17 protein-coding genes are annotated in these 22,724 nt (G+C 72.9%); all 17 read left to right on the top strand.

The window, feature by feature from the left end; genetic code table 11:
- The first annotated feature begins 117 nt into the window (after positions 1-117).
- The 17 genes from C3492_RS06220 (at position 118) to C3492_RS06135 (ending at position 22,671) form a co-directional block, all read left to right on the top strand.
- Positions 118-708 carry an FMN reductase gene (locus C3492_RS06220; protein ID WP_181140223.1) on the top strand — a complete coding sequence of 197 codons (591 nt, stop codon included), beginning with the start codon at positions 118-120 and terminating at the stop codon, positions 706-708.
- A gap of 168 nt (positions 709-876) precedes the next feature.
- Positions 877-1,881, top strand: coding sequence for a hypothetical protein (locus tag C3492_RS06215; protein WP_103810716.1), 1,005 nt, complete (start codon positions 877-879; stop codon positions 1,879-1,881).
- 47 nt (positions 1,882-1,928) lie between these two features.
- The gene (locus tag C3492_RS06210) at positions 1,929-2,426 is read left to right on the top strand and encodes a MaoC family dehydratase (protein ID WP_103810715.1); all 498 of its coding nucleotides are present in this window, start codon (positions 1,929-1,931) and stop codon (positions 2,424-2,426) included.
- Positions 2,427-2,616: 190 nt separating this feature from the next.
- Positions 2,617-3,384: a restriction endonuclease gene (locus tag C3492_RS06205; protein ID WP_103810714.1), complete on the top strand. Its 768-nt coding sequence runs from the start codon at positions 2,617-2,619 to the stop codon at positions 3,382-3,384.
- 208 nt (positions 3,385-3,592) lie between these two features.
- The gene (locus C3492_RS06200) at positions 3,593-4,885 is read left to right on the top strand and encodes a phosphatase PAP2 family protein (RefSeq protein WP_103810713.1); all 1,293 of its coding nucleotides are present in this window, start codon (positions 3,593-3,595) and stop codon (positions 4,883-4,885) included.
- 121 nt (positions 4,886-5,006) lie between these two features.
- Entirely contained in the window at positions 5,007-6,611 is a 1,605-nt protein-coding gene (locus C3492_RS06195) for an amino acid permease (RefSeq protein ID WP_103810712.1), read from the top strand.
- A 91-nt stretch (positions 6,612-6,702) separates the two neighbouring features.
- Positions 6,703-7,614 (top strand): urea amidolyase associated protein UAAP1, encoded by a 912-nt coding sequence (locus C3492_RS06190; protein WP_103810711.1) that lies wholly within the window; start codon positions 6,703-6,705, stop codon positions 7,612-7,614.
- Position 7,615: 1 nt separating this feature from the next.
- Complete coding sequence (locus C3492_RS06185) at positions 7,616-8,491, top strand: urea amidolyase associated protein UAAP2 (protein ID WP_308461125.1); 876 nt, start codon at positions 7,616-7,618, stop codon at positions 8,489-8,491.
- A complete protein-coding gene (gene uca, locus C3492_RS06180) occupies positions 8,488-12,144 on the top strand; it encodes an urea carboxylase (protein ID WP_103810710.1) in 3,657 nt (1,218 codons plus the stop codon). The genes C3492_RS06185 and uca overlap by 4 nt, the downstream gene beginning before the upstream one ends.
- On the top strand, positions 12,141-14,225 hold the full coding sequence (locus C3492_RS06175; protein WP_258055521.1) for an allophanate hydrolase: 2,085 nt from the start codon (positions 12,141-12,143) through the stop codon (positions 14,223-14,225). The genes uca and C3492_RS06175 overlap by 4 nt, the downstream gene beginning before the upstream one ends.
- A gap of 36 nt (positions 14,226-14,261) precedes the next feature.
- Entirely contained in the window at positions 14,262-14,945 is a 684-nt protein-coding gene (locus tag C3492_RS06165; protein WP_103810709.1) for a TetR/AcrR family transcriptional regulator, read from the top strand.
- Positions 14,946-15,210: 265 nt separating this feature from the next.
- A complete protein-coding gene (locus C3492_RS06160) occupies positions 15,211-16,392 on the top strand; it encodes an ROK family transcriptional regulator (protein WP_103810708.1) in 1,182 nt (393 codons plus the stop codon).
- 315 nt (positions 16,393-16,707) lie between these two features.
- Complete coding sequence (locus C3492_RS06155) at positions 16,708-18,225, top strand: sugar ABC transporter ATP-binding protein (RefSeq protein ID WP_103810707.1); 1,518 nt, start codon at positions 16,708-16,710, stop codon at positions 18,223-18,225.
- Positions 18,222-19,238: an ABC transporter permease gene (locus tag C3492_RS06150; RefSeq protein ID WP_103810706.1), complete on the top strand. Its 1,017-nt coding sequence runs from the start codon at positions 18,222-18,224 to the stop codon at positions 19,236-19,238. The genes C3492_RS06155 and C3492_RS06150 overlap by 4 nt, the downstream gene beginning before the upstream one ends.
- 17 nt (positions 19,239-19,255) lie before the next feature.
- Positions 19,256-20,296, top strand: a complete 1,041-nt coding sequence (locus C3492_RS06145; protein WP_103810705.1) for a substrate-binding domain-containing protein — start codon at positions 19,256-19,258, stop codon at positions 20,294-20,296.
- 67 nt (positions 20,297-20,363) lie between these two features.
- Positions 20,364-21,659 (top strand): Gfo/Idh/MocA family protein, encoded by a 1,296-nt coding sequence (locus tag C3492_RS06140; protein WP_103810704.1) that lies wholly within the window; start codon positions 20,364-20,366, stop codon positions 21,657-21,659.
- 13 nt (positions 21,660-21,672) lie between these two features.
- Positions 21,673-22,671, top strand: coding sequence for a sugar phosphate isomerase/epimerase (locus tag C3492_RS06135; protein ID WP_103810703.1), 999 nt, complete (start codon positions 21,673-21,675; stop codon positions 22,669-22,671).
- Positions 22,672-22,724 lie beyond the last annotated feature (53 nt).

The raw sequence follows: 22,724 nt of genomic DNA, 5'->3' as shown, positions 1-22,724 counted from the left end.
AGCCGACGTGCCCGAGGCACCGACGCACCAGTCACTGCTCGCCGCGAAGAACACCCAGCAGAAGAACGGACAGAACACGCAGGAGAAGAAGGAGGAGAGCAGCGTATGACCGAGCGTATGAAGGTGGTCGTGGTGTCGGCGGGGCTGAGCGTTCCCTCCTCCACCCGGCTGCTCGCCGACCGGCTCGCCGCCGCGGTGAACCGTACGACGCCGGTGGACGTCGAGGTGGTCGAGCTGCGTGACCTCGCCGTGGAGATCGCGCACAACTTCACCAACGGGTTCGCCGGGAAGGCGCTGGCCGCCGCGCAGGACGCGGTGACGCGGGCGGACGGGCTGATCGTGGTCACCCCGGTGTTCAGCGCCTCCTACAGCGGGCTGTTCAAGTCCTTCTTCGACGTGCTGGACAAGGACGCGCTGGCGGGCAAGCCGGTGCTGATCGGTGCCACCGGCGGGACCGGGCGGCACTCGCTGGTGCTGGAACACGCGCTGCGGCCGCTGTTCGCCTACCTGCGGGCCGTCGTCGTCCCCACCGGGGTCTACGCCGCCTCCGAGGACTGGGGCGCCGAAGGACTCGCCGAACGGACCGACCGGGCCGCGGGAGAACTCGTCGCGCTGATGACCGGACCGCCCGTCATCGCCCGACCCGCCCAGCCGGCCTTCGAGTTCCGCCCGCCCGCGCCCGCAGCTCCGACCACGAGGGGCCGGTGACCAGGTCCGGCAGCACGCCCCGCACCGGCCCGCCTGCCAGGTGCCCGAGGCCGACGACCGGAGTCATGTGACGGGGCTCACCGTCGGCCGGCACCCTTCCGAGCGCGCCCTTCTTCACCCCACCGCACCCTCAAGTACCGCTTGTCCACCTCACAGAGTAGGAACGACATGACCAGCCCTATGACGACGCGGACGCGCACCGGTCTCCTGGCCACGGCGGTGGTCGCGGCCCTCGCTGTCACGGCGACCGGTCCGGCCACGGCCGCCCCGGCATCCACCAGCTCGGTCGGCCCGGCCTCCCCCACGCGCTTCCTCGCGCACCTTGACGTCAGCGAAGGCCAGCGACCGGAGAACATCACCCTGGAGCCCGGCGGCAGCGCGGTCGTCACCTTCGCCTACAGCCGCCAGGTCGCCCGTGTCACCCCCGACGGCCGGGTGCACGTCCTGGCGAGGCTGCCCGAGCCGCCCGCCGGCTCCGTCACCCCGGCCCTCACCTCGCCGTTCCTCGGCGGGATCGTCCGCACGCACGACGGGACGCTGTACTTCCTGTACGCCACCGGCAGCAAGGACCTGACCGGCCTGTGGCGCCTGCGGCCGGGCGGGACACCGCACCGCATCGCCGCCCTCCCGGCCGACGGTCTGCCCAACGGCCTGGCGCTGGACGAGCAGGCCGGTCTGCTGTACGCGGCGGACTCGGTCCTGGGCACGGTCTGGCGCGTGCCGCTGACCGGCGGGACCGCCACCGCGTGGTCCACGGCACCCGAGCTGGCCGCCGACGGGTTCCTGGGCGCCAACGGCATCAAGGTGCACCACGGCGCGGTCTGGGTGTCGAACCTGGACCGGGGCACCGTGCTGCGCATACCGGTCACCCGCCACGGCGCGGCCGGCCCCGTCTCGACCCGGGCCACCGGCCTGGTGGACATCGACGACTTCGCGTTCACCGGCCGCGGAGACACCCTGCTGGCCGCGATCAACAAGGACAACGAGGTGGCCCGGGTCGAACCCGGCGGCCGACACACCGTCGTGCTCACCGCCGCCGACGGACTTGAGGGTCCGACCTCCCTCGCCGTACGCGGCCGCACGGCGTACGTCGCCAGCGCCGCCTACTTCACCGACGAGGACCCCAACCTCCTGACCGCCCGGATCGCCCCCGCCCCCGCCCCCGGCAAGTAGGCACGGACGTGACGCGCACGACGAGAGACGAGCGAGAGGACAGCACGATGGACACACGGGACACGCCGGCGCCGGCGACCGGGTTCGACCCGGACGCGTTCCTCGTCGTCCCGCCCAGGACCTTCGAGGACCTGCGCGTCGGCGAGGTGTTCCGGGCCCCCAGCCGCACCCTGACCGACGCCCACGCGGCGGCCTTCCAGACGGTCTCCGCGGACAACCACCCGGTGCACTACGACGCCGAGTGGGCGCGCCGGCACGGGCACTCCGCGCCGGTGGTGCACGGTCTGCAGGTACTGGCGTTCACCGCGCCGGGCGCCACGCTGTTCCCCCACTTCATCGGCGAGGTGTTCATCAGCTTCCTGGAGCTGTCCTGCACGTTCCTGGCCGAGGTGCACTCCGGGGACACCCTGTACCCGGCGCTCACCATCACCGGTCTGGAACCGCGCGGCGAGGAGGGTGTCGTGGTGACGGAGGCCACCATCCACAACCAGCGCGGCGAGCTGGTGCTGTCCGGACAGCACAAGTACCTGCTCCGGCGCGGATAGACACCGCGCGGAGGGGCTCCCCGGCTCCCGGTACCGAGGACAGCCCTGGTCGGCGAGGTCGCCGGCCAGGGCTGAGCCATGAGCGGTGTGCGATCTTTCGGTGATCTCGGGCATCCGGAGAGGACCGGCCCTTGTCGTCGCCGTCCGGGAGGGAACCCGCGTGTCCGTACCTCTGCGCCCCGTTCGACGTGTGCGGAACGACCGACGTTTCGATCTGCGCACGACCGCCCTGTTCTTCCTGCTGCTCGCGGTGCTCCTGTGCCTCCTCGCACTGGTGGTGCGGACGGCCGCGGGCATGGTCGAGCGGCGCCCGCTGTGGGCCGGGGTCCTGGCGGTGCTCGGCATCGCGGCCGCTGTGCTGTGCCGGTCCAGGTGGCGCCGCTTCTCCGCCGCGACGTACGCGCGCCGGGCCGCCCGGGCACTGGAGGAAGCGGCCGCGGAGGCAGCCGTTCCGCTGCATCCGGCCGAGGAGGCCGCCGTTGCTCCGCGGCCGACCGCGGAGGCGTCCGTTCCGTCGCGGCCGGCCGACGAGGAGACGACCGCGTTCCCCGGCGGTGTGGTGGACTGCGCCGAGCTTGAGCCCGATGGTTTCGAGGAGGCCATAGCCGACCTGTGCGCCCGTGACGGCTGTCAGGAGGTGGAGGTGGTGGGAGGCGCCGGCGACTTGGGGGCGGATGTCACCGCGGTCACCCCGGACGGACGGCGCGTGGTGATCCAGTGCAAGCAGTACGGTGCGGCCAACAAGGTCGGCTCGCAGGACCTCCAGCGGTTCGGGGGAACCTGCTTCACCATTCACGAGGCCGATGTCGCGGCGGTCGTGACGACGAGCGACTTCACCGCGCCCGCCCTTGAGTACGCGCGCCAGTGCGGCATCGTGTGCGTGGACGGCCGCGCCCTGGACGCCTGGTGCCACGGTACGGGGCCGAGTCCGTGGGACGGAACGGGCATCGAGTGCTGACCGTGCGCGGGCACTTCCCCATCCACAATGTGCCGACGCTCCGATAACATGATCGAACTCACGACAAGCACGCCCTCATTGCCCGACCTCGTCGGAAAACCAAACAACACCCAACACATCGGCCAAACAATTGATACCTAGAGCAACGCGGGTCATTCCGCCGTCAAAGAGCAGAAATTCGTTCGCCGCATGGCGCCGGCCCCGGACGGTGCTGTGGGCCGCGGCCGGTGTGGTGACCCTCGCATTCCTCGTCGCGCTGGAGATCACCGCGCGTCATTACGGTCTGCCGGGGCCGGTCACCTATCAGGTACGAGAGCTGGTATTTCCGCCTAAATCAGGGTTTCTGCTGTACGCCAGCATGGCGTTGACGATGGTGGTCCTCACCTGGCGGGAACGGTTCATCGCGATCGGCGTCGCGATCGGCATCGACATCGTCTTCCTGCTGGCGCGGTGGGCGGCCGGCGCCGACCTGACCGACGGCCATCCCTTCGGCAACGGCGCGTTGTGGGTCATCGTGGGCTGTGCGGTCATCGCGGTCACGCGCCGCACCGGCCGGGAACGCCTCCTGCTGCTCAAAGGCGTCGGACTGGGCCTGCTGTTGGTGGCCGGCCGCAAGACGGGCGACACCTGGCTCCTCATCACGTCGAAGACCCGCCCGACGGTGCTCGACCCGTACGTGGCGACCGCCGATCACGCGCTGGGCAACCCGTCGTGGGTGGTGGGCCGGATCGTCCGGGCCACCGGTACGATCGGCGCCCACGCTCTCGACTACGTCTACGCCCAGCTCGCGGTGGCCGCGGTCGTCGTCGCGATGTACCAGCTGCGCCACGTGGCGACCGAGCGCCGTTTCCCGCGCCATCATCTGGTGCGCACGTTCCTGGTCATCGGCCTCCTCGGGCCGGCCATCTACATGATCTTCCCGGTGGTCGGGCCGGTCTTCGCCTACGGCGCCGACGGCGGGCACTGGGCGGTCGCCGACCTGTGGCCGGACACGCCCACGCCGATCGTCGGCCCGCAGCACATACCGTTCGACGAGATCACCCCGCGCAACTGCATGCCCAGCCTGCACACGGCGTGGGCCACCGCGATTTTCGTCCACTCCCGCAAGGGACCGCGGTTCCTGCGCCACGCGGGCACGTTCTGGCTGATCGCCACGCTCACCGCCACACTCGGATTCGGCTACCACTACGGCGCCGATCTCGTCGCCGGTGTGGTGTTCACGCTCACGATCGAGGCAGCGCTCCGCGCGTTCGACCGGGGCTGGGAGCGGTCCGGAATCCAATTGGTCGCCCATGGCGCGGCCGTATTCACGGCGCTCCTGCTGTCCTACCGTTTTCTGCCGGTGCAGATGGCCGCGCATCCGTGGCTGTTCGGCCCCCTTCTCCTCCTGGCGATGCTCTCCGTGGTCCACGGCTTCGTACGGACCACCGCGCTGTGGGAACCGAAGGCCCCGCCGGTACCGCAACCGGAACCCCAGCCGGAACTGGGAGTCGTCCCTTAGCAGCGCCCCGGGCGTGGGACACACGAAGTTAACTCCCCCGACTCGGGGGTGAGACCGGTGCGGCCGACGATCGCCATACCTGTCAAGTGACAGGTATTCGCGACCGATCGGAGGTGCGGTGATGAGCCGACCCGAACCCGTCTTCGGGCAGAGCCCTGACGGTGGTGTCACGACCAGTCCCCCCGGCGCCGGCTACCAGCAGGAGCTCCGCCGCGGGGTGGGCGGCTTCGCGTCGTTCGCCGCCGGATTCTCCTTCGTGTCCGTCCTCACCACCGTCTTCCAGCTCTTCGGCCTCGGCTTCGGCCTCGGCGGGGCGTCGTTCTTCTGGACCTGGCCCCTGGTCTTCGCGGGCCAGTTGCTGGTCGCCCTCTGCTTCGCCGAACTGGCGGCCCGCTGGCCGATCTCGGGGGCGATCTACCAGTGGTCGAGCCGGCTGGCCGGCACCACGACGGGCTGGTTCGCCGGCTGGATCATGATCCTCGGGCAGATCCTCACCGTGGCGGCGGCGGCCATCGCGGCGCAGGCCGTGCTGCCGGGCATCTGGTCCGGCTTCCAGATCGTCGGCGGTCCGGGCGCCGATCCGTCGGTGGGTTCGCCGACCGGTGCGCGGAACGCGGTTCTGCTGGGCTGCCTGCTGCTGGTCGTCACCACGGTGGTCAACGTCCTGGGCGTCCGCCAGATGGCCGCCGCCACCAGCGTCGGCGTCGCGGTCGAGATCATCGGCGTGATCGCGCTGGTGCTGGTGCTCTTCTTCCTGCCCGAGCGCGGCCCGCAGGTGGTGGCCCAGCACACCGGCTGGGCGGGCCACGGCGGCTACGCCGGTGCCTTCCTCGCGTCCTCGCTGATGGCGGCGTACGTCATGGTCGGCTTCGACTCCGCGGGTGAACTGGCGGAGGAGACCCACAGCCCGCGCCGGACCACGCCCCGTACGATCCTGCGGGCGCTGATCACCTCCGGGCTCGGCGGCGCGCTGCTGATCCTCGCGGGGCTGACGGCCGCGAGCAGCCTGACGGACGGCGAGCTGGCCGCCGGCGGTCTGTCCTGGGTGCTCACCGACCGGCTCGGAGGGGTCCTGGGACGCCTGCTGCTGTGCTGCGTCGCGGTGGCGGTGTTCGCCTGCACCCTGGCCGTCCAGACCTCCGGCGCCCGGATGATGTACTCGATGGCGCGCGAGGGTGCCCTGCCGTTCCACCGGCACCTGCGCAGGGTCTCGCCCCGCACCGGCACCCCGGTCGTCACGTCGGTCGTGGTGGGCGTGGGCGCCGCGGTCGCGCTGCTGCTGAACGTCGGCCAGTCGGCGGTCTTCACCGCCCTGTCCAGCCTCTGCATCGCGCTGCTGTACCTGGCCTATCTGGGCGTGACGGTGCCACTGCTGGCCGTCCGGATCCGGCACCGGGACACCGGCGGACTCCCCGGCGGCGTCGACGAGACGGGCCGGCCGTTGTTCTCGCTGGGCCGGTGGGGGGTGGCGGTCAACGCGCTCGCCGTGCTCTTCCAGACCGGCATGACGGTCAACCTGGTCTGGCCTCGCGCGGAGATCTACGACCTCACCGGCGGCACGTGGTGGCTGCGGTGGAGCGCGCTGCTCTTCATCGGGCTGAGCCTGGCGGCCGGCGCCGGCTACTTCGCGGCGCGCCGGCTGCACCGCCGTATCGCGCTGCGGCCCGTGCCCCACACCCACGTCGAGCCGGCCGCCCCGGCCCGGACGGTCGGCGAACCCGCCTGACGGGTCCGGCGGTTCCCGCGGCGCCCTCCCCCGGCGCCGGACCGCGCACCCACCACGTACCGACGTAGCGACGAGAGGACGGCGGGACATCATGACCAGGACCGAAGGATCGACGGCCCGCGCGCCGTACGACCGGCACTCCGGCGAACAGGCCGGTGCCCGGGTGCGGGACCAGCACCTGACCGACAGTGTCCGCAGTGCCCGGGACGACGCCCGCGCCCAGGCCGGGCGGGCCGGGGCGTGGATGCCGTACCTCCCGGCGTCCGGCAGCCCGTACCGCCCGCCGGGGGTGGACCCGGCCGCCCTGGTGTGGGCGGAGACGGTGGCCCCCGGCGGCTACACCCACAAGGTCCTCGCCCGCGGCACCCGGCTGCGCTTCGACGACCCGACCGGTGACGCCTGCGCCCACCTGTTGCTCTTCAACGCGCTGGAGCCGGTCGAGCGGCTCAACGTCGCCGACACCCAGAAGGTCCCGTGGCAGGCCTACCTGGGCGAGAACCATCCGTTGCTGTCCGGTGACGGCCGGGTCCTGGCCGTCATCAGCGCTGACTCCTCCGGCCGGCACGACGCCTTCTGCGGTACCACCACCGACGCCTGGAACGAGCGCAAGTACGGTGACGCCCGCCCCGAGGGACCGTCCCCGTCCGGGCGCGGGCTCTTCCTGAAGGCGGCCGCCAAGCACGGCCTGGGCCGCCGCGATCTGCCGCCCGGCGTGTCCTTCTTCCAGGGCGTACGCGTCGAGGCGGACGGCGCGCTCGTCTGGCGGGGCGGCGCCGGTCCCGGCACGCACGTCGAACTCGTCGCGGAGATGCCGCTGCTGGTGCTGGTCGCGAACGTCGCCCATCCGCTGGACCCGCGCCCCGGTTACGTCGTCGGACCGCTGCGGGTGCACGCCTGGCGAGGGCTGCCGACCGGCCCGGACGAGCCGCGCTTCACCGCCACGCCGGAACTGCACCGGGCGTACCTGAACACCGCCGACTACTGCGAAGCCAGGGGGCTGTGACATGGCGACCACGCGGACCGAGCAGACGGTGACCGAGAACCCGGTGACCGAGAGCACACCGACCATGTGGCCGACCGTCGCGGGCGGCACCGTCGCCTCCACCGTCCCCGTCGGCGCCGTGTACGCGGAGGGTTCCGCCCTGGACTGGGGAACGAGCCTGGTCGAGGGCGCCGTCGTCCTGGACGAGGTGGTGGCCCCTAACGCGCCGTGGTCGGCGGTGGTGGCGAAGGGGCACGTCCTGACGATCGTCGACGTCGGCGGCAACCAGTCGGCCGACTGCCTGCTCTACAACGCCCGCGATCCCGAGGAGCGTTACAGCGTCCCCGACACCCTGGCCTGGCAGGGCAACGCCTATGTGCGCACCGGCACCGTGCTGCGCAGCGGGGAGGGCCGCCCGCTGATGACCGTCGTCGCCGACGAACTCGGCCGGCAGGACACCATCGGCGGCGCCTGCGGCAAGGAGTCCAACACGCTGCGCTACGGCCACCATGTGATGTTCCAGCACGGCTGCCGCGAGAACTTCCTCGCCGAGGCCGGCCGGCACGGCCTCGGCGTGCGGGACATCGTCTCCAACCTCAACTGGTTCATGAACGTGCCCGTCGAGGCGGACGGCGCGCTGGGGATCGTGGACGGCATGTCGGCGCCCGGCCGCCGGGTCGCGGTGCGCGCCGAGATGGACGTCCTGGTCGTGGTGTCCAACTGCCCGCAGATGAACAACCCGTGCAACGACTTCAACCCGACGCCCCTGCGCATGATCGTCGTGGACCCGGGGCGGGGCCGGGCCGCCACAGGCCCGGACGTCCGCGACACGCACAGCCCCGGCGCGGACGCCGCAAGGTCCGCGCAGCCCGCCCGTACCCCGGAGGATGCCGCGTGACCCGCCCCACCGCCGTACTCGTCGCCAACCGCGGTGAGATAGCCCGCCGCGTCATCCGTACCGCCAGGAAGCTGGGCCTGGGCACCGTCGCCGTCTTCTCCGACGCCGACCGGGCCGCCCCGCACGTCCGCGAGGCCGATCACGCGGTCCGCCTGGGCCCGGCGCCCGCCCGGGACTCGTACCTGCGCGGCGACGCGATCATCGAGGCCGCGCTCGCGCACGGCGCCGGAATCGTCCACCCGGGCTACGGCTTCCTCTCCGAGAACACCGCCTTCGCGCGTGCCGTGGAGGAGGCCGGTCTGCGGTTCGCCGGACCGACCGCCGACCAGATCACCGCCTTCGGCGAGAAGCACACCGCCCGCGCCCTGGCCAAGGCGGCCGGGGTTCCCCTGCTGGCCGGGACGGAACTGCTCGCGAGCGCCGGGGAGGCCGTCACCGCCGCCGAGTCGATCGGGCTGCCCGTGATGGTCAAGGCCACCGGCGGTGGCGGCGGCATCGGCATGCGGGCCTGCGCCACCGCGGGAGAGGTGCGCGAGGCCTTCGCCGGCGTCGCGGCCCTCGCCGAGTCCCACTTCGGGTCGGCCGGCGTCTTCCTGGAACGCCTGGTGCGCCCCGCCCGCCATGTCGAGGTGCAGGTCTTCGGCGACGGCACCGGCCGGATCGCCGTCATCGGCGACCGGGACTGCTCGCTGCAGCGCCGCAACCAGAAGGTGATCGAGGAGGCCCCGGCCCCGGCCCTGCCCGCCGCCGTCCGCGCGCTGCTGCACGACTCGTCGCGGCGGCTGCTGGCGTCGGTCGGATACCGGGGCGCGGGAACGGTGGAGTTCGTCTACGACCCGGTGCGCGAGGAGGCCGCCTTCCTGGAGGTCAACACCCGGCTCCAGGTCGAACACCCGGTGACGGAGGAGGCGTACGGGGTCGACCTCGTCGCCCTCATGCTCACCCTGGCCCGGGACGGCGCGGTCGACGACGCGGTGTTCGAGCGGGAGTGGACGCCCACCGGGCACGCCGTGGAGGCACGCGTCTACGCCGAGGACCCCGGCCGGGACTCACAGCCGTCCCCGGGCCTGATCACCCGGGCGGTGTTCCCCGGCCAGGGCGCCGAGGAGATGCCCGGCGTCCGCGTCGACGGCTTCGCCGAGACCGGCCTGGAGGTCTCCCCCCACTACGACCCCATGCTGGCCAAGGTGATCGCCCACGGCCCCGGCCGGGACGCCGCCTTCGACGTGCTGGGCCGGGCCCTGGCCGCCTGCAAGGTCGACGGTGTCGTCACCAACCTGGGCCTGCTGCGGTCGCTGACCGTGCGGGAGGAGGTGCGCGCGGCCGTGCACAGCACCGGCACTCTCGACACCGCCACCGATCCCGAGCCGCGCATCGACGTGCTGGTGCCGGGCGCGATGACGACCGTCCAGGACCTGCCCGGCCGGCTCGGCCACTGGCACGTGGGCGTTCCACCGAGCGGCCCCTTCGACGCCGTCTCCTTCGCCGAGGCCAACCTGGCCGTCGGCAACGCGGCCGGGGCGCCCGCGCTGGAGGTCACCGCGGGCGGGCTGACCCTGCGCTTCTCCGACGCCACCGTGATCGCCGTCACCGGCGCCCCCGTCCCGGTCACGGTGGACGGCACCACGGCGGCCCTGTGGGAGCCGGTGCCGGTCCCGGCCGGCGCCACCCTGGTCCTCGGCGCCTGCCAGGGGCCCGGCCTGCGCAGTTACCTGGCCGTCCGGGGCGGCATCGACGTACCCGCGTACCTGGGCAGCGCCTCCACCTTCACCCTCGGCGGCTTCGGCGGCCACGGCGGCCGGGCCCTCGTCGCCGGAGACGTCCTGCGGCCCAAGGCCGACACCCCGGCCGCCGACGCCGGCACCGGCACCGGCACCGGCACCGGCACCGGCACGACCCTCACCGGCGGCGGCCCCACCCCGCCCGAGCGCCGCCCCGCCCTCACCTCGCACTGGCGGATCGCCGTCACCGAAGGCCCCCACGCCGCACCCGAGTTCTTCACCCGCGAGGACATCGACACCCTCTACGCCACCGACTACACGGTCCACCACAACTCGGCCCGCACCGGCATCCGCCTGCTCGGACCCCGGCCCCGGTGGGCCCGTCAGGACGGCGGCGAGGCCGGGCTGCACCCGTCCAACATCCACGACACGCCGTACGCGGTGGGCGCCCTGGACTTCACCGGTGACACCCCGATCATCCTGGGCCCGGACGGGCCGTCGCTGGGCGGGTTCGTCTGCCCCGCCGTGGTCGCGGGCGGCGAGCTGTGGAAGCTGGGCCAGCTCCGCCCCGGCGACACCGTCCGCTTTGTACCGGTCCGGGAGGCCGAGACGGCCGGCCTCGAAGCCCGCCGCGCCTCCCCCACGCTGATCAGCGGCGGCGGCGACGGTGACGACGGCGTGCTCGGCCGCCTGGCCGCCACCGACACCCGCCCCGGCGTCACCTACCGCCGCGACGGCGACGCCAATCTCCTGGTCGAGTACGGCCCCATGACGCTCGACCTCGGCCTGCGGATGCGGGTGCACGCGCTCCAGGAGACCCTCGCCGCGCACGCACCCGCCGGCATCCTCGACGTCACCCCGGGCATCCGCTCCCTGCAGATCCACACCGACGCCCGCCGGCTGAAACCCCGTGACCTCGCCGTCCTGCTGCGCGAGCTGGAGGACGAGGTGCCGCCCACCGACGAGCTGGTGGTCCCCTCCCGCACCGTGCGCCTGCCGCTCAGCTGGGACGATCCGGCGACCCGTCTGGCGATCGAGCGGTACATGGCCGGGGTGCGCGACGACGCCCCGTGGTGCCCCTCGAACATCGAGTTCATCCGCCGGGTCAACGGCCTGGAGACCGCCGACGACGTCTACCGCACCGTCTTCGACGCCTCCTACCTGGTGCTCGGCCTCGGCGACGTCTACCTCGGCGCGCCCGTCGCCACCCCCCTCGACCCACGCCACCGCCTGGTGACCACCAAGTACAACCCGGCCCGCACCTGGACCGCGGAGAACTCCGTCGGCATCGGCGGCGCCTACCTGTGCGTCTACGGCATGGAGGGCCCCGGCGGTTACCAGTTCGTCGGCCGCACCGTGCAGATCTGGAACCGCTTCCGCACCGGCGGTCTGTTCCGGGACTCGCCCTGGGCGCTGCGCTTCTTCGACCGCATCGAGTGGTACCCCGTCACGGCGGAGGAACTGCTGGAACTGCGCGCCGAGACGGACGCCGGCCGTGGTGACTTCGCGACCGAGGAGGGCACCTTCTCGATCGCCGAGCACCAGGCCTTCCTGGCCGCCGAAGCCGACTCGATCGCCGCCTTCCGCGATCGGCAGAACGCCGCGTTCGAGGCGGAGAAGGAACGCTGGCGGGCGGCGGGCGAGTTCGACCGGGACGACGCTCACCAGCCGGCGGTCACCGGCGCCGGTCCGGGTGGCGTCACCGTCCCGGACGGAGCGGTGCCGGTCACCGCGCCGTTCACCGCGACCGTCTGGCAGACCGTCGCCGAGCCCGGCACCGCCGTCGCCGAGGGCGACCCGATCCTCTCCCTGGAGGCGATGAAGATGGAGTCCAGGGTGAGCGCCCCCGCCGCCGGGACACTGCTGGAGATCTACGTCAGGCCCGGCGAACAGGTCGCCCCCGGCCAGGTCCTCGCGGCGGTACGGGCATGAACGCCGGCACGCCGGTCGCCCGCGTCGAGGCCGCCTACGACCGTCTCCGCAGCGCCGGCCGGCCCGAGATCTGGATCCACCTCCGCCCCCGTGAGGAGGTGCTCACCGAGGCCGCCGGCATCGACCCGGCGCTGCCCCTGGCCGGTCTGGTCCTGGCCGTCAAGGACAACATCGACGTGGCCGGCCTGCCCACGACCGCGGGCGCCCCGTCGTACGCCTACCGGCCGCGCGCCGACGCGCCCGCGGTGGCGCGGCTGCGCGCGGCCGGCGCGGTGGTGCTCGGGAAGACGAACCTGGACCAGTTCGCCACCGGCCTGGTCGGCACCCGCAGTCCCTACGGCGCGGTGCGCAACGCCTGGGACCCGGCCCGCGTCTCGGGTGGGTCGTCCTCCGGTTCGGCCGTCGCGGTCGCCCTCGGCATCGCCGACATCGCGCTCGGCACCGACACGGCCGGCTCCGGGCGGGTGCCCGCCGCCCTCAACGGCATCGTCGGGGTCAAGCCCACCAAGGGCCTGGTGCCCGTGACCGGGGTGGTCCCCGCCTGCTACACCCTCGACTGCGTCACCGTCTTCGCCCGCGACCTGTGGCTCGCCCGTACCGCGGCGGAGATCGTCGAGGGCCCCGACCCGGCCGACCCGCTCTCCCGCACCGGCACCCAGCTCCCGCCGCCGCCCGCGCGCCCCCGGATCGCCGTACCGGCCCCGGAGCACCTGGACGGCATGGCCGACGGCTGGCGCGCGGCCTTCGACGCCGTGGTCGCCCGCCTGGCCGGCACCGGCGCGGAGATCGTCCGGGTCGACGTCACCCCGCTGCTGGAGGCCGCGGACCTGCTGTACGGCGGGGCCTTCGTCGCCGAGCGGTACGCCGCCGTGGGCCGCCACGTGGAAGAACACCGCGACCTGATCGGTACGGGACTCGACGCCACCGTGGCCTCCATCGTGCTGGCCGGCCGGGAGAAGACCGCCGCCGACTGGGCCGCCGACACCGCCCGGCTCGCCGCGCTGGGCGCCGCCGGACGCGCCGCGCTCGACGGCTGCGCGGCGCTCCTGACCCCGACCACCACCTGGCACCCCACCCTCGCGGAAGTGGCGGCCGACCCCGTCGGTGCCAACGCCCGGATGGGCCGCTTCACCAACTTCGCCAACCTGCTGGACTGCGCTTCGCTCGCCGTCCCGGCCGGGTTCGTGGACGGCCTGCCCTTCGGTGTGATGCTCACCGGCCCGGCCTTCTCCGACCGCGCCCTGGCCGCCCTGGCCGAACGGCTGGCCGCCCCGCCCCTCGACCTGTTCGTGGTCGGCGCCCACCTCACCGGGCAACCGCTCAACGCCCAGCTCGTACAGGCGGGCGGCACCCTGCTGGGCCCGGCACACACCACCCCCGACTACCGCCTGTACGCCCTGGACACCACCCCACCCAAACCGGGCCTGCTGCGAACCACCGGAGGCGGACCGGGCCTACGGCGGGCCACCGGGGGCGGACCGGGCGCTGACGCGGGGACGGACCGGGGCGCGGGAGTGGGCGGTGCCGCGGGAGCGGGCGGCCTTGCGGGAGTGGGCGGCCTTGCGGGAGTGGGCGGCCTTGCGGGAGTGGGCCGGGACTCGGGAGCGAGCCGACCTGCGCAGGCGGGCAACCCCGCCCGGGGCTGCGACGCCGTGGCGGCAACCAACCCCGCGCGAGCGAGCAACCTTGCCGAGGCCGGCGCCCCTGCCAGAGCGGTCAGCCCAACTGGAGCCGGCGCCCCTGCCGAAGCCGGCGTTCCTGCCGAAGCCGGCGTTCCTGTCGAAGCCGGCGTCCCTGCCGAACCGGTCAACCCAACCGAAGCCGACGCCCCCGCCGAAGCCCCCGCCCCCGCCGAAGCCGGCAACCCTGCCGGAGCCGGTATCGAAGGTGAGGTCTGGCGGCTGTCGGCCGCCGGGTTCGGGGTGTTCGTCGCGGGCGTTCCCGCGCCGATGGCCATCGGCACCGTCGAACTCGCCGACGGGCGGCACGTCAGCGGTTTCCTGGTGGAGCCGTACGCCGTCGAGGGCGCGCCCGACATCACACGCTTCGGCGGCTGGCGGGCGTACCTGGCGTCCGGGTGAGAGCGGGCGAGGGACGAGAGGTGGCAGCATGGGACCATGAGCATGACGCGTCCCCGCCAAGGCAGGCCCCGGCACACACCGCCGTCCGACCCGGGTACGTCCGCCCGGGACCAGATCCTGGACGCAGCCGGGGCCCTCTTCGTCGAACGCGGGATCGCCGGCACCAGCACCCGGATGATCGCGGAGCGGGTGGGCATCAGACAGGCCTCGCTGTACTACCACTTCCCCACCAAGGAGGAGATCCTCGCCGAGCTGCTGGCCACCTCGGTGCGGCCCAGCCTGCACATGGTGGACCGCGTCCGGGAGCTGGTGCCCGAGCGGGCTCGTCCGGCCGCCGCGCTCTACGCGGTGGCCGCCATGGACGTGGACACCCTCTCCCGCACCCCGTACAACATCGGCACGCTCTATCTGCTGCCGGAGGTGCGGGCCGAGCGGTTCGACGCCTTCCGCGCCGAGCGGGGCCGCTTGCAGGCGAGTTACGGCGCCCTCGGCGCGCTGGCCGCGAGCGAGGGCGTCGCCCGCGGCATGACCGCCGAGCAGCTCGGCGAACTGCTGATCCAGCTGGTCGAGGTCGTCATCCAGATCCGCCGCTCCCGTGAGCCGGAGGCGGCCGACACGGAGGCCATCGCGTCCTCGTGCCTACGGTTGTGCGGGCTGGACGAGTCGGCGGTGACCGCCGCCCGTGACGAGGCCCGGAGCCTGATGAGCCTCCTGGCGTGACCACCGGAGCTCCGCCGGCTCGCGACACCGGCGCTTGCCGGACACTTGCCCGACATCCGGCTCCAGGATGTCAACGCCGAGGATGTCCGCCCCGGTTGAACGCACCGCGCGAGCGGTGACCGGCCCCGATCTTTGTCCTCTCAGTGGAAGAAGTTCACAGGAATCCATGCACAACTTCTTCCCAGGCCCGGCGGCCACTGCTACGTTCCCTGTCGAAAGCCCGACACTGGTGGCCGAAAATGGCGGGGAGGGGCACGTGAGACGCATGACGGCTCGACCGGCTAACGCGCACCAGGCCCGCCTGCTGAAGCTGCTGCGTGACGGGGGCCCCAACTCCCGGGCCCAGCTCGGCGACCAGGTCGACCTGTCCCGGTCCAAGCTGGCCGTGGAGGTGGACCGGCTCCTGGAGACGGGCCTGGTGGTGGCCGACGGACTCGCCGCCTCGCGCGGCGGCCGGCGCTCCCACAACGTCCGGCTCAATCCGGACCTCAGGTTCCTCGGTGTCGACATCGGCGCGACCTCGGTCGACGTCGCCGTCACCACCCCGGAACTGGAGATCCTCGGCCATCTCAACCAGCCCATGGACGTGCGCGAGGGGCCCGTCGCCGTCTTCGAGCAAGTCCTGGACCTGGCCGGCAAGTTGAAGGCCGCGGGACTCGCCGAGGGCTTCGACGGCGCCGGCATCGGCGTCCCCGGACCGGTCCGCTTCCCCGAGGGCGTACCGGTCGCTCCGCCGATCATGCCCGGCTGGGACGGCTTCCCCGTCCGGGAGGCGCTCAGCCAGGAACTCGGCTGCCCGGTCATGGTCGACAACGACGTGAACCTCATGGCGATGGGAGAGCAGCACGCGGGAGTCGCCCGTACCACGGCCGACTTCCTCTGCGTCAAGATCGGCACCGGGATCGGCTGCGGCATCGTCGCGGGCGGCCGGGTGCACCGGGGCACCACCGGGAGCGCCGGCGACATCGGCCACATCCAGGCGGTGCCCGACGGCCGGCCCTGTGCCTGCGGCAACCGGGGCTGCCTGGAAGCCCACTTCAGCGGCGCGGCCCTGGCCCGGGACGCGCTGCAGGCGGCCGGGCAGGGCCTGTCCGCCGAACTCGCGGCCCGGCTGGAGGCGAACGGCACCCTCACCGCCGTGGACGTCGCCGCCGCTGCCGCCGCGGGTGACGCCACCGCGCTCGAACTGATCCGTGAGGGCGGCACCCGGGTCGGCCAGGTCATCGCCGGACTCGTGTCCTTCTTCAACCCGGGCCTGGTGGTGATCGGCGGCGGGGTGACCGGCCTCGGCCACACCCTGCTCGCCGCGATCCGCACCCAGGTCTACCGCCAGTCACTGCCGCTGGCCACCGGCAACCTGCCCATCGTCCTCGGGGAGTTGGGACCGAGCGCCGGTGTCATCGGCGCCGCCCGGCTGATCAGCGACCACCTCTTCTCACCCGCGTAGACGCACCGCCCGCACAAGCAAACCCGTTCCACCCGCGCAAGCGAACCGCCCGCCCCGCCCGCGCAAGCGAACCCCCGTCCGCCGGCGCAAGTCCACACCCGTCCCACCCGCGCAAGCGACCACCGCCCTGCCGCGGAAGCCGTCACCGTTCCGCCCGCGCAAGCGACCACCGTTCCGCCCGCCCACGCGCCCCCATCCTCATCAGCGACCTTTCCCGCACCACCCCGCTTACTCGTGTAACGCCGCTCCCTGGCCGCAGGGCGCTCGCCCCGCTACGCCCTGACACCGGTCCGCACGCCCGCCGAGGGGACTCACATGGCACCAGAACCACCGCTGCTCAGCATGTCCGGAATCACCAAGTCGTTCCCCGGAGTCCGCGCTCTGGACGGCGTCGACCTCGACGTCCAGGCCGGGGAGGTGCACTGCCTGCTCGGCCAGAACGGCGCCGGTAAGTCCACGCTCATCAAGGTGCTGGCCGGCGCCCACCAGCCGGACGGCGGCAGCATCCACTGGCGCGGCGAGCCGGTCACCCTGCGCTCCCCGATCGCCGCCATGCGCCTGGGCATCGCCACCATCTACCAGGAACTCGACCTGGTGGAACACCTGTCGGTGGCGGAGAACGTCCACCTCGGCCACGAGCCGACGGCCGCCGGGTTCGTCGTCCGCGGGAAGGCCGCCCGCGCCGCGACGGCCGCGCTGCTGAAGCGGCTCGGGCATCCCGAGATCGATCCGGCCCGCCTGGTCGGGGAGTTGTCGGCGGCGCAGCAGCAGATCGTGTCCATGGCGCGGGCCCTCTCCCACGACGTACGGCTCATCGTGATGGACGAGCCGTCCGCCGCGCTCGACCCCGACGAGGTCGACAACCTCTTCCGGATCGTCGGCGATCTCACCGCCGACGGGGTCGCCGTCGTCTACATCTCGCACCGGCTGGAGGAGATCCGGCGCATCGGCGACCGGGTGACCGTGCTCAAGGACGGCCGGGCCGTCGCCGGCGGACTGCCCGCGAAGACCACCCCGACCCGGGACGTCGTCGCCCTGATGACGGGCCGCAACGTGGAGTACGTCTTCCCCGAGCGGCCCGCCCGGACGCCTCAGGCCGAGCCCGTCCTCCAGGTGCGGGGCCTCGCCCGGGACGGTGAGTTCGCGCCGCTCGACCTCGATCTGCGCCCGGGTGAGATCGTGGGGCTCGCCGGACTGGTCGGCTCCGGGCGCTCGGAGATCCTGGAGACCGTCTACGGGGCGCGCCGGCCCACCGCGGGCCATGTCGTCGTCGACGGCCGCCGGTTGCGCACCGGGAGCGTCCGTGCCGCCGTGCGCGCCGGGATAGGGCTCGCGCCCGAGGAGCGCAAGGCGCAGGCCCTGCTGATGCTGGAGTCCGTCACGCGGAACGTGTCGGTGTCCTCCCTGTCCCGCTTCTCCCGGGGCGGCTGGATCGACCGGCGTGGCGAGCGCGGCGCCGCCCGGGCCGCGACCCGGGAGCTGTCGCTGCGCCCCGACAACCCGGACGTGCCCGTGCGCACCCTGTCCGGCGGCAACCAGCAGAAGGCCGTGCTCGCCCGCTGGCTGCTGCGCGGCTGCCGGGTGCTGCTGCTGGACGAGCCCACCCGCGGCGTCGACGTCGGCGCCCGCGCCGAACTGTACGCGGTGGTGCGCCGGCTGGCGGACGAGGGCCTCGCCGTCCTGCTGGTCTCCAGCGAGGTGCCCGAGGTGCTGGGCCTCGCCGACCGCGTACTGGTGCTCCGCGAGGGCCGTGTCGTGCACACGGCGCCCGCCCAGGAGCTGGATGAACACCGAGTCCTCGACCTCGTCATGGAAGGAAGCCCGGCGTCATGACGCAGCACGTCTCCCCGCCCCGGGACACCGCCGGCCCGACACCGCCGGCCCGGCTCCCCGTCTGGCGCGGCCTGCCGGCCCGCGCCGACCTCCGTACCCTCTCCCTGCTCGGGGTGCTCGCCGCGCTGGTCGTCATCGGCGGCGTCACCAAGCCCGACGAGTTCCTCGACACCCGCAACCTCCAACTGGTGCTGACCCAGGCGTCGGTGATCGGCGTGGTCACCGTCGGCATGACCTTCGTCATCACCTCGGGCGGCATCGACCTGTCGGTCGGCGCCATCGTCGCCCTCGCCTCCGTGTGGGCGACCACCGTCGCCACGCAGGAGTACGGCTTCGCGGGGATCCTCTTCACGGCGGTGGTCGTCGGCCTCGGCTGCGGGCTCGTCAACGGCCTGCTCATCGCGTACGGCGGGATGGTCCCCTTCATCGCCACCCTCGCCATGCTGGCGTCGGCGCGCGGACTCGCCCTGCAGCTCACCGACGGCAAGACGCAGATCGTGACCGTCGACGGCATCCTGAACCTCGGTGAGCGCGACTCCTATGTGCTCGGCATCCCGCCGCTGGTCCTGGTGTTCGCGAGTGTGACGGTCCTCGGTTGGCTGCTGCTCAACCGCACCACCTTCGGCAGGCGCACCGTCGCCGTCGGCGGCAACGCCGAGGCCGCCCGGCTCGCCGGCATCGACGTCCGCCGCCAGCGGCTCTACCTGTACCTGCTGTCCGGGCTGTGCTGCGGCATCGCCGCCTTCCTGCTGATCGTGCTCTCCGGCTCCGGCCAGAACACCAACGGCAACCTGTACGAACTCGACGCCATCGCGGCCGCCATCATCGGCGGGACCCTGCTCAGCGGCGGCCGCGGCACCGTCACCGGCTCCGTGCTCGGCGTGCTGATCTTCACGACGATCACGAACATCTTCGCCCTGAACAACCTCCAGAGCGACGTCCAGCAGATCGCCAAGGGCGCGATCATCGTCGCCGCCGTCCTGGTCCAGCGCCGTACCGCGAGCACGACCTGAGGAAAGGGTTCACCACCATGTCACAGCTGACGAGCCGCAGAGGACTGCTCTTCGGGACCGCCGCCGTCTCCGCCGGTGCCTTCCTCGCAGGTTGCACGAGCAACGAGACGAAGGACGAGAAGACGGCCGCGAACGAGCAGCCGGCCGCCGACGACAAGCCCGGCAAGCACGTCACCATCGGCTTCGCCGGACCGCAGGCCGACCACGGCTGGCTGAACGCCATCAACGACAACGCCAAGAACCGGGCGAAGAAGTACTCCGACGTCACCCTGGAGATCACCGAGGGCTCCAACGACACCGCCCAGCAGATCGGCCAGATCGAGACCCTGATCAACAAGAAGGTCGACGTCCTGGTCGTGCTGCCCGCCGACGGCAAGGCCCTCACCCAGGTCGGTCTCAAGGCGATGCGCGCCGGCATCCCGGTCGTCAACCTGGACCGCATCTTCGACTCGGCGCAGGCCTACCGCTGCTGGATCGGCGGCGACAACTACGGCATGGGCCTCAACGCCGGGCACTACATCGGCGAGAAGCTCAAGGACAAGCCGGACGCCCGGGTCGTCGAACTCGCCGGCCTGGACAACCTGGAGCTGACCAAGCAGCGCACCCAGGGCTTCGACGACGCCTTGAAGAACTACCCGAACATCAAGAAGGTGGCCCGGCAGGCGGCCGAGTTCACCGTCGAGTCCGGCCAGGCCAAGATGGCTCAACTGCTGCAGGCGCAGCGGAAGTTCGACGCCCTGTGGAACCACGACGACGACCAGGGCGTGGGCGCGCTGCGCGCCATCCAGCAGGCCGGGCGGGACGACTTCCTGATGGTCGGCGGCGCGGGCGCCCTCTCCGCGTTCCAGGCCATCAAGCAGGACGACGGCGTGCTCAAGGCGACCGTCCTGTACCCGCCGACGATGGCGGCCTCCGCCATCGACCTGGCCCGCGCCCTGGGCCAGGGCAAGGGCATCGGCGGTCTCGCCGAGTTCGAGATCCCGGCGTCCCTCACCCTCTACTCGGCCGTGGTCGACAAGACCAACGTCGACCGGTACATGTCCACCGGCTTCCGCTGAGCCGGCCCCGCCCGCACCCCCCACCGCGCCACGACGAACGCGCCCCGACGACGAGGAGGACGAGCGCATGGAACAGCCGCAGCAGTCAGCCGGCCCCGAGGCCGCACCGGAGACGGCACCCGGGGCCGCACCGGACGCGGCACCGGGGACGGCACCGGACGCGGCACCCGGAGCCGGGAGACCACCGCTGCGCGTCGGCATGGTCGGTTACGCCTTCATGGGCGCCGCCCACTCCCAGGGCTGGCGTACCGTGGGCCACGTCTTCGAGCTGCCCCGCAGGCCGGTGCTGGCCGTGCTCTGCGGACGGGACGGCGCCGCCGTCCGGGCGGCGGCCGAGCGGCACGGCTGGGGCGCCGTGGAGACCGACTGGCGCGCGCTGATCGCCCGGGACGACATCGACCTCGTGGACATCTGCACCCCTGGTGACAGCCATGCCGAGATCGCCGTCGCCGCGCTCGCCGCCGGCAAGCACGTGCTGTGCGAGAAGCCCCTCGCGAACACCGTCGCCGAGGCGGAGGCCATGACGCGCGCCGCCGAGGAGGCGTACGGGCGCGGGCAGGTGGCGATGGTCGGCTTCAACTACCGCCGGGTGCCCGCGACCGCGCTCGCGCGCCGGGTGATCGCCGACGGCCGGCTCGGCACCCTGCGGCACGTCCGGGTCACGTACCTCCAGGACTGGCTGGCCGACCCCGCCTTCCCGCTGACCTGGCGGCTGCGCAGGGAACACGCCGGTTCCGGTGCGCTCGGGGACCTGGGCGCGCACATCGTGGACCTCGCCCAGTACCTGGCGGGCGAGCCGCTGGCCGGGGTGTCGGCGCTCACGGAGACCTTCGTCCGGGAGCGCCCGCTGCCCGGCGGCCCGAGCCGCGGTCTGGCGGCGGGGTCCGCGACGGGCACCCCCGGCGTGAGCACCGGCACGGTCACCGTGGACGACGCCGCCGTGTTCACCGGCCGGTTCGCCTCCGGTGCCCTCGCCGCCTTCGAGGCCACCCGGTACGCCACCGGCCGCAAGAACGCCCTGCGCATCGAGCTCAACGGGGAGCGCGGTTCGCTCGCCTTCGACCTGGAGCGGCTGAACGAGCTGTGGTTCCACGACGCCACCGGGCCCGGCGCCGAGGCGGGCTTCCGCCGCGTCCTCGTCACCGAGCCGGAGCACCCGTACCTGGACGCCTGGTGGCCGCCGGGCCACGGCCTCGGCTACGAGCACACCTTCGTCCACCAGGCCCGCGACCTGGTCCACGCCATCGCCGCGGGCACCCGCCCCGACCCCTCCTTCGCCGACGGACTGCAGGTGCAGCGCGTCCTGGCGGCGGTGGAGGAGAGCGCCGAGAAGAACTCCGTCTACACGCCCGTCGCGGGCTGAAGGAGGCCGCCCCATGCCGCGCCCGTTCACGTTGTTCACCGGCCAGTGGGCCGACCTGCCCCTGGAGGAGGTCTGCCGGCTCGCCCGGGACTTCGGCTACGACGGCCTCGAACTCGCCTGCTGGGGCGACCACTTCGAGGTCGACAAGGCCCTCGCCGACCCCGGGTACGTGAAGTCCCGGCACCAGCTCCTCGACTCCTACGGCCTGAAGTGCTGGGCGATCTCCAACCACCTCGTCGGCCAGGCGGTCTGCGACGCCATCATCGACGAGCGGCACCGGGCCATCCTGCCGGACGCGGTCTGGGCCGACGGCGACCCGGAGGGCGTACGGCGGCGCGCGGCCGACCGGATGAAGGACACCGCGCGTGCCGCGGCGGCCTTCGGCGTCGACACCGTCATCGGCTTCACCGGGTCGGCGATCTGGCACCTGGTCGCCATGTTCCCGCCCGCGCCCGAATCGATGATCGAGCGCGGCTACCAGGACTTCGCCGACCGCTGGAACCCGATCCTCGACGTCTTCGACGCCGAGGGCGTACGGTTCGCGCACGAGGTCCACCCCAGCGAGATCGCCTACGACTACTGGACCACCCACCGCGCCCTGGAGGCGGTCGGCCACCGCCCCGCCTTCGGGCTGAACTTCGACCCCTCCCACTTCGTGTGGCAGGACCTCGACCCGGTCGGCTTCCTGTGGGACTTCCGCGACCGGATCTACCACGTGGACTGCAAGGAGGCCCGCAAGCGGCTCGACGGCCGCAACGGGCGCCTCGGCTCCCACCTGCCCTGGGGGGACCCCCGCCGCGGCTGGGACTTCGTCTCCGCCGGACACGGTGACGTGCCCTGGGAGGACGTCTTCCGGATGCTGCGCTTCATCGACTACGGCGGACCCGTCTCCGTGGAGTGGGAGGACGCCGGCATGGACCGGCTCCAGGGCGCACCCGAGGCCCTGGCCCGCCTGAAGACCTACGACTTCGAGCCGCCGTCGGCCTCGTTCGACGCGGCGTTCTCCAACTGACCTCTCACACCGGTCGGTTCACCACTCCGGGACGACGGCGCGTCCCGGCGTAC

Source organism: Streptomyces sp. Ru62 (assembly GCF_002920615.1).
In the GTDB taxonomy this organism is placed as follows: Bacteria; Actinomycetota; Actinomycetes; order Streptomycetales; family Streptomycetaceae; genus Streptomyces.
This window is presented reverse-complemented; position numbering and strand designations above follow the sequence as displayed.

What these genes read in the sequence shown, in the direction of transcription:
- C3492_RS06210 (WP_103810715.1), top strand. Translation starts at nt 1,929, where the DNA reads ATGGACACACGGGACACGCCGGCGCCGGCGACCGGGTTCGACCCGGAC.
- C3492_RS06220 (WP_181140223.1), top strand. Translation starts at nt 118, where the DNA reads ATGAAGGTGGTCGTGGTGTCGGCGGGGCTGAGCGTTCCCTCCTCCACC.
- C3492_RS06135 (WP_103810703.1), top strand. Translation starts at nt 21,673, where the DNA reads ATGCCGCGCCCGTTCACGTTGTTCACCGGCCAGTGGGCCGACCTGCCC.
- C3492_RS06165 (WP_103810709.1), top strand. Translation starts at nt 14,262, where the DNA reads ATGAGCATGACGCGTCCCCGCCAAGGCAGGCCCCGGCACACACCGCCG.
- C3492_RS06175 (WP_258055521.1), top strand. Translation starts at nt 12,141, where the DNA reads ATGAACGCCGGCACGCCGGTCGCCCGCGTCGAGGCCGCCTACGACCGT.
- C3492_RS06185 (WP_308461125.1), top strand. Translation starts at nt 7,616, where the DNA reads ATGGCGACCACGCGGACCGAGCAGACGGTGACCGAGAACCCGGTGACC.
- C3492_RS06145 (WP_103810705.1), top strand. Translation starts at nt 19,256, where the DNA reads ATGTCACAGCTGACGAGCCGCAGAGGACTGCTCTTCGGGACCGCCGCC.
- C3492_RS06190 (WP_103810711.1), top strand. Translation starts at nt 6,703, where the DNA reads ATGACCAGGACCGAAGGATCGACGGCCCGCGCGCCGTACGACCGGCAC.
- C3492_RS06140 (WP_103810704.1), top strand. Translation starts at nt 20,364, where the DNA reads ATGGAACAGCCGCAGCAGTCAGCCGGCCCCGAGGCCGCACCGGAGACG.
- C3492_RS06150 (WP_103810706.1), top strand. Translation starts at nt 18,222, where the DNA reads ATGACGCAGCACGTCTCCCCGCCCCGGGACACCGCCGGCCCGACACCG.
- C3492_RS06195 (WP_103810712.1), top strand. Translation starts at nt 5,007, where the DNA reads ATGAGCCGACCCGAACCCGTCTTCGGGCAGAGCCCTGACGGTGGTGTC.
- C3492_RS06215 (WP_103810716.1), top strand. Translation starts at nt 877, where the DNA reads ATGACCAGCCCTATGACGACGCGGACGCGCACCGGTCTCCTGGCCACG.
- C3492_RS06155 (WP_103810707.1), top strand. Translation starts at nt 16,708, where the DNA reads ATGGCACCAGAACCACCGCTGCTCAGCATGTCCGGAATCACCAAGTCG.
- C3492_RS06160 (WP_103810708.1), top strand. Translation starts at nt 15,211, where the DNA reads ATGACGGCTCGACCGGCTAACGCGCACCAGGCCCGCCTGCTGAAGCTG.